The sequence below is a fragment of the Brevundimonas sp. Root1279 genome (assembly GCF_001425945.1).
GTDB lineage: Bacteria > Pseudomonadota > Alphaproteobacteria > Caulobacterales > Caulobacteraceae > Brevundimonas.
In genome coordinates, this window is sequence record NZ_LMEB01000006.1 from 483,328 (window position 1) to 497,299 (window position 13,972).

The following is a 13,972-nucleotide window of genomic DNA, read 5'->3' on the forward strand; positions in this document are numbered from 1 at the left end:
CCAGCATGTTGTCAGCAGGCGTACGGCAGGATGCAGACATGAGACGCGCGGACCGCCTATTCCAGATCATCCAGGTGCTGAGACGCTCGTCGAAGCCGGTGACGGCGGACGCCATGGCGACCGAGCTGGAGACCTCGAAGCGCTCCATCTATCGCGACATCGCCACCCTGATGGGCCAGCGGGTGCCGATCCGCGGCGAGGCGGGGATCGGCTATGTGCTCGACGGCGGCTTCGACATGCCGCCGCTGATGCTGACCTCGGACGAGGTCGAGGCGGCGGTGCTGGGCGCGCAGTGGGTGGCCGGGCGCGGCGACCCGGCCCTGGCCCGGGCGGCGCGCGACCTGGTGGCCAAGATCGCGGCGACGGTTCCCGAAAAGCTGCGGCCTGTGCTGCTCGAGCCCGCGGTCGCGTCGGCGCCGACGTGGAAACGCGAGGTGGAGACCCTGGACATGTCGCGGGTGCGGGCCTCGATCCACGCCGGGCGCAAGCTGCGGCTCCATTATTCCGACGAACAGGGCCGCGAGACCCTGCGGGTCATCTGGCCCTGCCTGGTCGGTTATCGCGAGACCACCCGGCTGCTGGTCGGCTGGTGCGAGACCCGCGACGACTTCCGCACCTTCCGCACCGACCGGGTGGTCGAGGCGGAGTTCCTGGACGACCGCTATCCGGGCCGGCCGGCGGTGCTGCGCGCCCGATGGTTCGCCCAGATGGAGGCGGAGCGGGCGGAGTGGCTCAACCGGCAGGGGGACGGAACCAACTAACCCGCTCATCCCGGCGAAAGCCGGGACCCAGTGCTGTCCAGCGAAGCACCTGCGCCGAAGGACTACCGTTCATGGGAGCGTCCAACCAGCCGTCACCCAAAGAACTGGGTCCCGGCTTTCGCCGGGATGAGCGGATTTGAGGGTCCTCAGTAGATCTCGAACAGCCCGGCGGCGCCCATGCCGCCGCCGACGCACATGGTGACGACGCCGTATTTGGCGCCGCGGCGCTTGCCCTCGATGAGGACGTGGCCGGTCATGCGGGCGCCCGACATGCCGTAGGGGTGGCCGATGGAGATGGCGCCGCCCGAGACGTTGAGGCGGTCGTTGGGAATGCCCAGCCTGTCGCGGCAGTAGAGCACCTGCACGGCGAAGGCCTCGTTCAGCTCCCAGATGCCGATGTCGTCGACGGTCAGGCCGTGGCGCTTCAGCAGCTTGGGCACGGCGAAGACCGGGCCGATGCCCATCTCGTCAGGCTCGCAACCGACCACGGCCATGCCGCGATAGGCGCCGAGCGGCTGCAGGCCGTGACGCACGGCCTCGCCGGCCTCCATGATGACGCTGGCCGAGGCGCCGTCCGACAGCTGGCTGGCGTTGCCGGCGGTGATGAACTCGCCCTGCTGGATCTCCTCGCCCGAGCCGAACACCGGCTTCAGCGACTTCAGGCCTTCCAGGGTGGTGTCGGCGCGGTTGCCCTCGTCCTTGGACAGCGTGACCTCCTTCTTCGAGGTCTCGCCGGTGGACTTGTCGACGACCAGCATGGTCGAGGTCATCGGTACGATCTCGGCGTCGAGGCGGCCCTCGGCCTGGGCCTGGGCGGTGCGCTGCTGCGACTGAAGGGCGTATTCGTCCTGGGCGTCGCGGCTGATGCCGTAGCGGCGCGACACGACCTCGGCGGTCTCGAGCATCGACATATAGATGTGCGGCGCGAGCTTGAGCAGCTCCTCATCCTTGCCGCGGTACAGGTTCATGTTCTGGTTCTGGACCAGGGAGATGGACTCCAGGCCGCCGCCGACGACGACCTTCTGCTGGTCGAAGATCACCTGTTTGGCGGCGGTGGCGATGGCCATCAGGCCCGAGGCGCACTGGCGGTCCAGGCTCATGCCGGCGGTCGTGACCGGCAGGCCGGCGGCGAGGGCCGCCTGACGGCCGATGTTGGTGCCGGTCGAGCCCTGCTGCAGGGCCGCGCCGATGACCACGTCCTCGACCTCGGCCGGATCGATCCCCGCCCGCGCAACGGCATGGCGGATGGCGTGGGCGCCCAGCTGCTGGGCCTGGGTGTCGTTGAAGGCGCCGCGGTAGGCGCGGCCGATGGGGGTCCGGGCGGTGGAGACGATAACGGCTTCGCGGGACATCCGGGCACTCCTGTATGGGATGCCTGTGATCTAGGCCCATACCGTGGCGTCAGCCAAGGGTGGTTCGGTCCAGCAAGGAAACGGGCCGGCCTTCGCTAGCGACCGGCCCGCGACAAGGCCGCCTATTTGGCCTGGGCCGCCTGAGCCTTGCCCAGTTCGATGAAGCCTTGGGCCGCGCCCATTTCGGGGATGATCTCGCCCGTGCGGTCCGAAATCTCCTCGAAGCGAGCGGCGACCTGCTCGGGGGCGTCCTCGCCGGCGATCCAGGCGCCCTGGGTCAGGGTGACGTAGGCGCGCTCGAAGCCGCCGGCCCCGGCGGTCAGGATGCAACGGCTGGGCGCGTCCTCGCTGACCAGGTGCAGCAGCCCCGGCGTGACCATGTCGGGGCCCAGCAGCTCGAGCGGCAGGCGGGCGCCGAGGTCCTCGGTCATGCGGGTGTGGGCGGTCGGGGCCAGACAGTTGACGCGGATGTCGTTCTTGGCCCCCTCGATCGACAGGGTCTGCATCAGGCCGACCAGGGCCATCTTGGCGGCGCCGTAGTTGGACTGGCCGAAATTGCCGAACAGGCCCGAGGACGAGGTCGTCATCACGATGCGGCCGTAGTTCTGCTCGCGCATGATGTCCCACACCGCCTTGGTGCAGTTGACCGCTCCCATCAGGTGCACGTCGACGACGAAGCGGAAGTCCTCCAGCTCCATCTTGGCGAAGGTCTTGTCGCGCAGGACGCCGGCGTTGTTGACCAGGATGTCGACCCGACCCCATTGGGCCATCGCCGCCGCAACCATGGCCTGGACCGCCGCCGGGTCGGTGACCGAGGCCGCATTGGCCATGGCCTCGCCGCCGGCCGCCACAATCTCTGCAACCACAGCTTCAGCCGCCGTGGCCGAGCCGCCGGAGCCGTCGCGGGCGCCGCCCAGATCATTTACGACCACCTTTGCGCCACGCTTCGCCAGCCCGAGCGCGTGTTCACGGCCAAGGCCGCCGCCGGCTCCCGTCACGATCGCCACGCGGCCTTCAAACCCCATAGCCATGCCCATTCTCCTTCGTTGCGCGTTGTCCTGTTAGCAGGCGTTTCAGTTTCGGACAGCCCGTCCGAATGTGTTGGAATGGCGCCACACTCGCCGTATTCCGAGCGAAAACCAAGGAACCGGAACCGTACAATGCCGTTCGGCTCCGGAGCGTCCCGTTTCAAAGCGTGGGCATTCGGGCAACCTTGAGTGTGAGGGATATCATGAAGGTGAAACTTCTCGCCGGCGTCGCAATGGCGGGGCTGTTCGCAGCCGGCGCAGCGGCGGCCGAGCCAAATGGCTGGTACGGGGCAATCGATGTGGGTTACCACACGATCTCCGACCAGGAACTGGTGTCGCAAACCACCGGTCCGGAATGGGACATTGAACTGAAAGACGACTGGGCGGCCTTCGCCCGTCTCGGCTATCGGTTCACCCCGAACTGGCGCGTGGAGCTGGAAGGCGGCTACCGCACCAACGACATCGAAGGCATTACCAATCCGAACGGCAACGTTCCGACCGGCGTCTGTAACTCGACCCCGGCCCTCGGCGCGTGCGAATCCCCGGACGGTGAGATCCAGGCCACCACCCTGATGGCCAACGTGATCTACGACTTCGGTGATGAGACCTGGGGCTTCCGTCCCTTCATCGGCCTCGGCGCGGGCGTCGCTCGCATCGACACCGAGTTCACCGGCACCCTGGGCGGTCAACGCACCACGGCCGTGGGCGCCGACGACAGCTCGACCAAGCTGGCTTCGCAGTTCCTCGCCGGCGTCGCCTGGGCCATCAGCGACCGCGCCAACGTCGACCTGACGTACCGCTACCTGATGACCAACATGGAGTTCGACACCTTCGTGTCCGCTCCGGCTGCTGTGCCGCTGACCGGTCCGTTCGCGGGCCGCTACGACCAGAGCCACACCATCACGCTGGGCCTGCGCTATGCGTTCGGCGCCGACGAGCCGGTCTACGTGCCGCCGCCGCCGCCGCCGCCGCCGCCGCCGCCCCCGCCGCCGCCTCCCCCGCCGCCGCCGCCGCCGCCTGCTCCGGCTGCGCGTGAGTTCGTGGTGTACTTCGACTGGGATCGTTACGACCTGACGCCGGAAGCCCAGGCCGTCGTGACCCAGGCGGTCAACCACGCCAAGACCGGTCGTCCGACGCGGATCCTGATTGTCGGTCACACCGACACCTCGGGTTCGGCCGAGTACAACATGGGTCTGTCCATGCGCCGCGCCCGCACCGTGGGTGACGCCATGGTCGCCGGTGGCGTCAACGGCGGCGTGATCTCGCTGGACGGCAAGGGTGAAACCCAGCTGGCCAAGCCGACCGCCGACGGCGTTCGCGAGCCGCTCAACCGTCGCGCATCGCTCCCCGGCCTTCGGGCCGGGAAGCGGACGGCAAGCTGAACTACCGGAACCGCCGGTCCCTCACGGGGCCGGCGGTTTTGTTTGGCCCGGCATTTGGCCCGCCCCCGGGGTGGCCAAAGGCGGGGACGGCCGCTATCTCCGGCCCACTATTGGAAGAGGCGAAACCGCATGCGCGTCGCAATGATCGGAACCGGCTACGTCGGCCTGGTGTCTGGAGCCTGTTTCGCCGACTTCGGCCATGAGGTGACCTGCGTCGACAAGGACGCCTCCAAGATCGAGCGCCTTGAGCGCGGCGAGATTCCGATCTTCGAACCGGGCCTGGACGACCTGGTCGCGTCCAACGTCCGCGGCGGCCGCCTGAGCTTCGCCCTGGACGGCGCCGAGGCGATCCGCGCCGCCGACGCCGTGTTCATCGCCGTGGGCACGCCGTCGCGCCGGGGCGACGGCCATGCCGACCTGTCCTACGTCTACGCCGCCGCCGAGGAGATCGCCGGCCTGATCGAGGGCTTCACCGTCGTCGTGACCAAATCGACCGTGCCGGTCGGCACCGGCGACGAGATCGAGAAGATCATCCGCGCCCGTCGCCCGGACGCCGACTTCGCCGTGGTCTCCAACCCGGAGTTCCTGCGCGAGGGCGCGGCCATCGAGGACTTCAAGCGTCCGGACCGCGTCGTAGTCGGCGCCGAGGACCCGCGCGCCCAGGAGGTGATGCGTGAGCTGTACCGGCCGCTGAACTTGAACGAGACGCCGATCCTGTTCACCGGACGGCGCACCTCGGAGCTGATCAAATATGCGGCCAACGCCTTCCTGGCGATGAAGATCACCTTCATCAACGAGATGGCGGACCTGTGCGAGAAGGTCGGGGCCGACGTGCAGCAGGTCGCCCGCGGCATCGGCCTGGACAAGCGGATCGGCGGCAAATTCCTCCACGCGGGGCCGGGCTACGGCGGCTCGTGCTTCCCCAAGGACACCCTGGCCCTGGTGCGCACCGCCACCGACGCCGGCGCGCCGGTGCGGCTGATCGAGACCACGGTGGAGATCAACGACGCGCGCAAGAAGGCCATGGCCTCGCGCGTCGAGACGGCGCTGGACGGCGACCTCAAGGGCAAGACCGTCGCCCTGCTGGGCCTGACCTTCAAGCCGAACACGGATGATATGCGCGACGCGCCGTCGCTCGACGTCGCCCCCGCCCTGATCGCCATGGGCGCCACGGTCCAGGCCTTCGACCCGGAGGGCATGCACGAGGCCTCGCGGATGCTGGACGGCGTGGTGTTCAAGGACGGCCCGTACGACGCCGTCGCCGGCGCCGATGTGGTGGTGATCCTGACCGAATGGGACCAGTTCCGCGCCCTCGACCTGGACCGCGTCAAACTGCTTCTGCGTCAGCCGGTGATGGTCGACTTGCGCAACGTCTATCGTCCGGACGACATGCGGGCGCGCGGCTTCCGCTACGCCTCGATCGGTCGCGCCTAGGGGCGGTCGACCGTCCTGACGACCCGCACCTCGGCGGCGTGAGCCGAAGCCGCTTGCGCCTGGGCTTCATGGCCGTGGGGCATGAGCGCGCGGCCGGCGCCGATCACCAGAGTCGCCGTCACCACCGCCGAAACGACGGCGATGGCGCCCATGCGGATGCTCTCAGTGATTTCGTGTTCCGACCGCACGCGTTTCCCCGATTCAGACGCACGTCGTTAACAGCATCCGGATCGGCCAGCCGCAAGTCACGGAACGGTGTCCCGCGACAAAAAAGGCGGGGCTGAAGCCCCGCCCTTCTTTCTGATCGCTGGATCAGCCCTTGAACGGGCGGATCGTGATCTCGACGCGACGGTTCTGGGCCTTGCCCTCGGCCGTGGCGTTGGTGGCGATCGGGGCGCTCTCGCCGCGACCTTCCACGTACAGACGATCCGGCAGCACCTGATGGCTGACCAGGTACTGGGCGACCGACGAGGCGCGCTGGCGCGACAGGTTCAGGTTGAAATCGTCCGCGCCATCGGCGTCGGCATGGCCGACGATGTCGATGACCGACTGGTCATAGCGGTTCAGCACCCGGGCCACGTCGTCCAGGGTCGAATAGAAGCGCGGGTCGATGCTCGACTGGGCGGTGGCGAAGGTGACGTCCGACGGCATGCGCAGGACCAGGACTTCGCCCTGGCGGGCGACGCCGACGCCCGAGCCCGACAGCTCGGCCTCGAGCTCGCGCTGCTGGCGATCCATGTACTGGCCGACGGCCGCGCCGCCGAGGGCGCCGATGCCGGCCCCGATCAGGGCGTTCTTGCGGCCCTGTTCCGAGTCCGAGGTGTTGGTCAGGTAGCCGAGCAGCGCCCCGCCGACGGCGCCGGCGATGGCGCCCGTGCCGGTGTTGTTGCGGTTCGGGGTCGAGCTGTAGGGGTCGGTCGTGGTGCAGGCGCCCAGCAGGGCGGCGAGGCTGAGACCGGTGATGAGGAGTTTGGCGCGCATGGGAGAGAGAGCCTTCTGAGTTTCTGATTGCGGGCGGAAACGCGCCCTTACCGTCAAGGTTCCAGGCTGTACGGGGGGTGAACGCCCTCGCTTTGCCAAGATCGGTCCTGAGGGCGTATGGGAGAGCCCGCGTTACCGATTGAGGTCCCCCAATGGCCGACGGCCTGAACACCACCACCGCCCGCCGCGCCATCGAGCCCGTCTCGATGAAGCTGTACGACACCGACTTCCAGGCCTTCGCCGACGCCCTGGGCGGGTCGTTCAAGCGCTACGGCTTTGCGGTCATCGCCGACCACGGGCTGGACGAGGCGGTGATCGACAGCGCCCTCGACGACGCCAAGGCCTTCTTCGCCCTGCCGGAAGAGACCAAGCGCCAGTACCACCAGCCGGGCACCGGCGGCGCGCGCGGCCTGACCCCGTTCGGCGTCGAGGCCGCCAAGGGCGCGGCAACGGTCGACCTGAAGGAATTCTGGCACGTCGGCCGCGAGCTGCCGGAGGGCCACCCCTATCGCAAATACATGCGCGACAACGTCTGGCCGACCGAAGTCGAGGGCTTCCAGGAACACCTCTACGGCATGTTCACCGCCATGGACGCGCTGGGCGCCAAGATCCTGCGCGCCATCGCCCGCTACATGGAGCTGGGCGACGACTTCTTCGAGGACAAGGTCCAGCTGGGCAACAGCATCCTGCGCATGCTGCACTATCCGCCGGTCGCCGCGGGCAGCTCTGGCGTCCGCGCCGGCGCCCATGAAGACATCAACGTCATCACCCTGCTGCTGGGCGCCGAAGAGGCCGGCCTGCAGCTGAAGGACGCCGACGGCGAATGGCTGGACATCGCCCCGCCCCCGGGCGCCCTGGTGGTCAACATCGGCGACATGCTGCAGCGCCTGACCAACCACGTCCTCCCGTCCACCAGCCACCGGGTGATCAACCCGACGCCGGAGCGGGCCAGCTTCGCCCGCTATTCGACGCCCTTCTTCCTGCACTTCAACCCGGACTTCGTGATCAAGACCCTGCCGTCGACGATCACCCCGGAGAACCCGGACCGCTATGTCGACAAGTCGATCATGGCCGAGGACTTCCTGACCGAGCGGCTCAAGGAAATCCGGCTTATCTAAGAGGGGCGCTAACGCTCGGCCCGCGGGGCCTCGCTGCTTGAGCGAGGGGAAGCGCTAACGCTCGGCCCGCGGGGCCTCCCTGCTTGAGCGAGGGGAAGCGCTAACGCTCGGCCCGCGGGGCCTCGCTGCTTGAGCGCGGGGAGGCGCTAACGCTCGCGCGGCAGGCGCTCGCTGCTTTAGGGCGGGATCTGGGAGGGCCGAAGCCCTCCCAGGGCGCTACTTGGTGATCCGCAGCTTGGTGATGTCGCGACCGATGGCGGCGAAGACTTCGCTGAGGTCGCCGCCGGTGGCCGGCAGGAAGAATTTGTCCTTCGAGGAGGCGCAGTCCTCGAGCAGCGCGGCCGCATCGCCGCCGGAGGCGATCTGGAAGCCGACGGTGTAGACGATCACGCCTTCGGCCTTCATCGCCGAACAGATGGACCGACTCTGGGCGAAGGGATCGCCGTTGTCGGCGTCGCAGTCGATGCGAACGCTGCCGCTGCCCGACCCCGCGTTCCGCGCCAGGACGCCGGTGCAGTAGGGGGTGTTGAACTCCCCGTCGGTCATGATCACCACCGCCTTGAGCGTGCGGCCCACGTTGTAGGCGCCGGCCTGGCCGGAGCCCCCCCAGAGGGCGCTGAAGGTCGGCGAGACCATGTACCAGCCCCAGCCGATGCCGATCTGGCCCGCCGTACCGCCCGTCGCGACGAAGTTGTCGATGCGGGACTTGAGGGTGGTCTTGTCCGTCGACAGCGGCACCACGGCGTTGCCGAGGCATTCGCCGGTGGCGCTCGGGTAGTGTCGTCCGACCTTTCCGGCCCCGACGGAAGCGTCGGTGTAGCGTTCGTTGCCGGTGCGCTCCGTCACACATGAACTGACCTGGAAGGTCTGCAGGTCGCCCGCGGTGTCCTCGAAGGCGTACCAGGTACATCCGGCCTGGGCGCACCACGTCCGACCGCCCGAGGCGTAGGGCGTGATCGACTGACCGTCAGGCGGTTCGATGGTGAAGGTGGTCGAGGTGACGTTGCCGACCAGGAAGCTCTTGCCGTTGACGACGCTGTTGTTGCTGCTGTCGCGCAGACCGCTGACATCGGTGAAGTAGACGTAGTCGTTGTTGCTAAGGCCGTGATTCGACGAGGTGGTGAAGGTGATCGAGCAGTCGTTGTTCTGGCAACGCTGAATCCGGCCGGCGGTGCCCGTATAGGCGTTGTAGTTCTCGCCGTTCACGCGGCTGCCCGACAGGGTGTAGAGCTCGAAGGTGTTGGTGGTCTTGTTCTTGACCACATAGGGCTTGTTGTTCAGCTGGGTCATGCCGGTGGCGCCGGTGATCCAGACGACGTCGTTGTTGGCGAAGCCGTGGCTGGCCGAGGTGATGACCACCGGCCGGGCCTTGGTCGCGCCCGTGATGGTCTTGGCGGTCCCGACCAGGTTCATCACCGCATTCGACACCGGCGTCGATCCGACCACGGAGCCGCGGACGCTGGTCAGGTAGCTGCTGCCCGGGTTGACCGAGTTCGACCACGGCACCAGCGCAACCTTGGAATAGTAGGGGGTCTGGATCGGCTGCACGACCAGGTCGACCAGCTGTTTGGCCGCCGCCTTCAGGTCGGTCAGCTTCTGGCCGGCCATCGAGCCGGTGATGTCGAGCGCCAGCGCCACCTCGATGTTGCGCGAGGCGCGGTCGACTTCCGAGTGTCCCTTGACCGGCAGGGTGTCGTCCAGGAGCTTCCCGTAGGGCGGCAGGACGATGTTGGCGACCAGGGTCTTCACCTCGACCTTGGCGTCGGCCACGACCACGTCGCCGACCAGGGTGAATTTGGTCTGGTCGCGGATCAGGACGATGTCGGGATAGTTCTGCAGGTTGGCGTCCAGCGCCGCCAGGCCGATCCGCTTGAGGTCGGCGTCGGAGGTGTAGGGCGAACGCGCGGCCGCCAGGGTCGCGGCGTCCAGCGCGTCCTGCAGGTTCACCCGCACCGTCGAGATGCGGTGAATGTCGACCCCGCCGAAGGTCATCATGATGAGCACGGGCATGGCGAGGCAGAACAGCATCGCCACATTGCCGCCGATGTCGTCGGCCGTTCGCCGCGCGAACTTCAGAACGCCGTCACTCCAGACCTTGAGCCGCATCGCTGTCCCCGCCGTCTGACGCGGGCGCACGCCGCCCACGGTCATCCGGTCGAGACTGGCGCATCTCGGTTAAGAGAAGCGCCAACAGCAAAAGTTAACGGCCCACGATCGGTTCAGGCCCCCCAGCCGCAGTCCTTGCCGCGGTTCTGCTCGGTCAGCCAGACATTCAGCGGAGCGAAGTAGTCCGCCACGGCCGAGGCGTCGTTGCCCGACTCGCCGGTGAAGGCGGCCATGGCCTCGGGCCAGGGACGGGACTGACCCATCTCGAGCATGGCGTTGAAGCGCTCGCCGACTTCCTTGTTGTCGTAGATCGAGCAGCGATGCAGCGGTCCGGTCCAGCCGGCCTGCTGGCAGGCAGCGCGGTGGAACTGGAACTGGTAGATGCCGGCCAGGAAGTAGCGGGTGTACGGGGTGTTGCCCGGGATATGGTATTTCGCGCCCGGGTCGAAGGCGTTGGCCGGACGCGGTCCCGGCGGGACCAGACCCTGGTATTTCAGCATGTTGGCGGTCCAGGCGTCGTTGTACTGGGCCGGGGCCGTACCGCCGTCGAACACATCCCAGCGCCAGCGGTCGACCATCAGGCCGAAGGGCAGGAAGGCGATCTTGTCGAGCGCCATCTTGAGCAGGAAGGGAATGTCCTCCTCCGCCCCCGGGGCCTCATCGAGCAGGCCGATCTGGTTGAGGTAGGTGGGCGTCAGGGCCGACAGGCCGACGAAGTCGCCGATCGCCTCGTGGAAGCCGTCGTTCGCCCCGTTCTTGAACAGGAAGGGCTGATCCTTGTACGCGCGCTGGTAGTAGTTGTGCCCGAGTTCGTGGTGGACGGTGTAGAAATCGTCCGCATTGACCTGGGTGCACATCTTGATGCGCACGTCCTCGAGGTTGTCGAGGTTCCAGGCGGAGGCGTGGCAGACCACCTCGCGGTCGCGCGGGCGGGTGATCATCGACCGCTCCCAGAAGGTCGGGGGCAGCGGGTCCAGGCCCATCGAGACGTAGAAATTCTCTCCGGTCTTCACCATCCGCGTGGCGTCGTAGTTCTGGGCCACGAGCAGCTTGGTCAGGTCGTAGGAGGACTCGCCGCCCCGCGCCGGAGCGACGACGTCATAGATGTTGCCCCACTGCTGCGACCACATATTGCCGAGCAGGTCGGCGCGGATCGGGCCGCGATCCGGCTGGACCGCGTCGCCGTATTTGGCGTTCAGGCGGTTGCGGACGTAGCAGTGCAGGTTCTCGTAGAAGGGCTTCACCTGCTCCCAGAGCCGGTCGGTCTCGGCGGCGAAGGCGTCGGGCTCCATGTCGTAGCCGGCGCGCCACATGGCCCCGGTGTCGGCGAAGCCGAGCTCGCGGCTGCCCTCGTTGGCGATCTCGACCATGCGGGTGTAATCGGCGGCCATGACCGGCGAGATGGTGCGCCAGCCCTCGTACAGCGCCTTGGTCACGGCCGGGTCACGGCTCTCGGCGAGCAGCACGCTGGCGTCGTCGAGGGTGATCTGGCGACCCTGGAACTCGAACTTGCCGGTGGCGTAGGTCGAATCGAGCCGAGTGGTGATCTCGGACAGCTCGGCGGCCGCGCCCGGGCGGTTCGGCGCGGGCAGGACGATGCCGAGGCGGAGCAGGTTCAGCTTGCGGCGGACGTCGTCAGGGACCTGGACGTCATTGAAGCGAGCCGCGCCGTTGGCCAGCTCGACCTGCAGCTCGGTGTACTCGGCGTTGATGCGGCTCTCGAGCCACATGGTGTCGTGGGTGATGTTGGTCGCCCGGGTCCACTGGATGCGGGCGGCCTCCTCGCCGAGGTCGGCGAGGCGTTTCTCGGCGTCGGCGACGAAGGTCGAGGCGTCCTGGGCGGTGGGCGGCGCGGCTTGCGCGGCCGGGGCCGCCGGGGCTGCGGGGTCGACGGGGTCCGCCATCGAGGCGCAGGCGGCCAGGCCGAAGGTGAGGGCGCAGGCGGCCGACGCCGCCATCAGGGAACGCTTCATGGGAGTCCTCCTCCGCGCGGGTTGCTCCCGCGTCCATGGGCGGCACAGGAAGCCTCCCAACGGCAGAGGTCAAGCGTAGCCTTGCGGGCGACCCTTCAGCGCAGGACGCAGGCGGCCAGGCCGTCGTTGCGGACCGTGCCCATGGCGGCCTGGATGCGGGCGGCGCGGCGGCGGACGTAGGGCCCCGGCGAACCGGCGTTGTAGCGGCGCGGCGAGGGCAGGATGGCGGCCAGGCGGGCGGCCTCGCGCGGACTGAGCTCGTCGGCGTCTTTGCCGAACCAGTGGCGGGACGCGGCCTGGGCGCCGAAGACGCCGGGGCCCATCTCGGCGACGTTGAGGTACATCTCCATGATCCGCCGCTTGCCCCAGACGGTCTCGATCAGGACGGTGTAGCCGGCCTCCAGCCCCTTGCGGACCCAGTCGCGGCCAGGCCAGAGGAAGACGTTCTTGGCGGTCTGCTGGCTGATGGTCGAGCCGCCGCGGATGCGGCCGGACTTGCGCTTCTCGGCCTTGGCGTTGGCCTTCAGGGCCTGTTCGATGGCCTTCATGTCGAAGCCGCGGTGAGCGCAGAAGGTCGAGTCCTCGGCGGCGATGGCGGCCTCGACCAGGCGGGGCGAGATGTCGTCGATCGAGCGCCACTTGTAGTTCATGCCGTCGCCGGCGACGGCGCGGCTGATCATCAGGAAGGTGGCGGCGGGCGGCAGGAAGCGATGGATGATCACGCCGCCCAGCACGAAGCAGGCGGCGGCCATGACGACCGTCAGGAGCGTCCGCCGGATCTTCTTGAACTTCGATTGCCCCGCCATGCGGCGAGGTTGGCGCGGCTTTGCGGTCTTAGGCAAGGGGCGGGCCTCAGAGGGTGAAGACGCCGGCCTGGCCGTCCTCGTCGGCCCAGGCGACGCGGCCGGCGTCCGGGCTCATGGCCAGGGCGGTGATGGGGGCGCCCTTGTCGGCCTTGAGGAAGTTGAGCCCCTGCCCGGCCGGATCGGCCAGCCAGACGCGGCCGTCGTTGAGGCCGGCGGCCAACAGGCCGTGCCTGGGCTGGGAGGCGACGAGGGCGACCAGGGTGCTGTCGTCGAAGCCGATCTCATTGGCCTCGCGCCCCATCGGCCCGTTGGAGCCGACGAAGGGCCACAGCACGGCGCCCTGCGCCCCCGAGGTGGCCAGCAGCTGGCCGTTGGCCAGGAAGCTCATGGCGCGGACCTTCGACGGATAGCCGCCCATGCGCAGGTTCTTCTGGTCCTTCACCCGCCAGCCGTGCAGCTGGTTGTCCTGCATGGCGGTGACGACGAAGGCGCCGTCGGGCGACCAGGCGACCGCGGTGTGCGAACCGGCCCACTTCAGAAAGGTCGGCTTCTGCACGGCGATGCGGGCGAACCACAGGGCCGCGCCGCCGTAGGTCGAGGTCGCGATGCGCCGGCCCTTGGGATCGAAGGCCACGCCGGAGACGGTGCGCTCGTGGACGAAGTCGCGGCGGAAACCGGCGTCGACAGCGTCGATCACCGACAGGGTCTTGCCGGCGGAGAAGGCGATCAGCTTGCTCTCGGCCGAGGCGTCGATGGCGTCGATCCACTGGCCCTTTGCCGTGGCCAGGACGCCCGCCTCGCCGCGGCGGTGCCAGATGACGCGGCCGTCGTCGCCGCCGGTGACCACGCCGTCGCCGGAGGGGTGGACGACGGCGCAGAGGACGGCGCCGTCGTGGGCGGCGCTGAACTCGCCGGTGTCGAAGCGGACCGAGCCGTCGCCCAGGGCGAAGATCGCCCCGGTCGCATCGAACAGGGCGGCGGTGATCTGGGCGTCGAAACTGGCTTTCATGGGCCCCGATGTAGAGCCCGGG

12 protein-coding genes are annotated in these 13,972 nt (G+C 68.5%); 4 read left to right on the forward strand and 8 right to left on the reverse strand.

The window, feature by feature from the left end:
• The first annotated feature begins 38 nt into the window (after positions 1-38).
• Entirely contained in the window at positions 39-761 is a 723-nt protein-coding gene (locus tag ASC65_RS10355) for a helix-turn-helix transcriptional regulator (RefSeq protein WP_056452369.1), read from the forward strand.
• A gap of 146 nt (positions 762-907) precedes the next feature.
• On the opposite strand, the gene ASC65_RS10360 is transcribed toward ASC65_RS10355, so the two are convergent.
• Together ASC65_RS10360 and ASC65_RS10365 are read right to left on the reverse strand one after the other, a co-directional pair.
• Complete coding sequence (locus ASC65_RS10360; RefSeq protein ID WP_056452372.1) at positions 908-2,113, reverse strand: acetyl-CoA C-acyltransferase; 1,206 nt, start codon at positions 2,111-2,113, stop codon at positions 908-910.
• 122 nt (positions 2,114-2,235) lie between these two features.
• Entirely contained in the window at positions 2,236-3,138 is a 903-nt protein-coding gene (locus tag ASC65_RS10365; RefSeq protein ID WP_442854125.1) for an SDR family NAD(P)-dependent oxidoreductase, read from the reverse strand.
• A gap of 206 nt (positions 3,139-3,344) precedes the next feature.
• Between ASC65_RS10365 and ASC65_RS10370 the strand changes: the two genes are divergently transcribed.
• Together ASC65_RS10370 and ASC65_RS10375 are read left to right on the forward strand one after the other, a co-directional pair.
• The gene (locus tag ASC65_RS10370; RefSeq protein ID WP_056452379.1) at positions 3,345-4,523 is read left to right on the forward strand and encodes an outer membrane beta-barrel protein; all 1,179 of its coding nucleotides are present in this window, start codon (positions 3,345-3,347) and stop codon (positions 4,521-4,523) included.
• A 129-nt stretch (positions 4,524-4,652) separates the two neighbouring features.
• Entirely contained in the window at positions 4,653-5,957 is a 1,305-nt protein-coding gene (locus ASC65_RS10375; RefSeq protein ID WP_056452382.1) for a UDP-glucose dehydrogenase family protein, read from the forward strand.
• On the opposite strand, the gene ASC65_RS17145 is transcribed toward ASC65_RS10375, so the two are convergent.
• Positions 5,954-6,145: a hypothetical protein gene (locus ASC65_RS17145; RefSeq protein WP_156459617.1), complete on the reverse strand. Its 192-nt coding sequence runs from the start codon at positions 6,143-6,145 to the stop codon at positions 5,954-5,956. The genes ASC65_RS10375 and ASC65_RS17145 overlap by 4 nt on opposite strands.
• Before the next feature lie 124 nt (positions 6,146-6,269).
• Positions 6,270-6,938, reverse strand: coding sequence for an OmpA family protein (locus ASC65_RS10380; protein ID WP_056452385.1), 669 nt, complete (start codon positions 6,936-6,938; stop codon positions 6,270-6,272).
• Between the two features lie 152 nt (positions 6,939-7,090).
• On the opposite strand from ASC65_RS10380, the gene ASC65_RS10385 reads away from it, so the two are divergent.
• A complete protein-coding gene (locus ASC65_RS10385) occupies positions 7,091-8,056 on the forward strand; it encodes an isopenicillin N synthase family dioxygenase (protein WP_056452388.1) in 966 nt (321 codons plus the stop codon).
• Between the two features lie 216 nt (positions 8,057-8,272).
• Here the strand turns inward: ASC65_RS10385 and ASC65_RS10390 are convergent, their stop codons facing one another.
• The 4 genes from ASC65_RS10390 to ASC65_RS10405 form a co-directional block, all read right to left on the reverse strand.
• Positions 8,273-10,162 carry a TadE/TadG family type IV pilus assembly protein gene (locus ASC65_RS10390; RefSeq protein ID WP_162245670.1) on the reverse strand — a complete coding sequence of 630 codons (1,890 nt, stop codon included), beginning with the start codon at positions 10,160-10,162 and terminating at the stop codon, positions 8,273-8,275.
• 113 nt (positions 10,163-10,275) lie between these two features.
• Complete coding sequence (locus tag ASC65_RS10395) at positions 10,276-12,135, reverse strand: M2 family metallopeptidase (protein WP_056452393.1); 1,860 nt, start codon at positions 12,133-12,135, stop codon at positions 10,276-10,278.
• A 95-nt stretch (positions 12,136-12,230) separates the two neighbouring features.
• Positions 12,231-12,941 carry a monofunctional biosynthetic peptidoglycan transglycosylase gene (mtgA, locus tag ASC65_RS10400; protein WP_056452396.1) on the reverse strand — a complete coding sequence of 237 codons (711 nt, stop codon included), beginning with the start codon at positions 12,939-12,941 and terminating at the stop codon, positions 12,231-12,233.
• A gap of 46 nt (positions 12,942-12,987) precedes the next feature.
• On the reverse strand, positions 12,988-13,950 hold the full coding sequence (locus ASC65_RS10405; RefSeq protein ID WP_056452399.1) for a WD40 repeat domain-containing protein: 963 nt from the start codon (positions 13,948-13,950) through the stop codon (positions 12,988-12,990).
• Positions 13,951-13,972 lie beyond the last annotated feature (22 nt).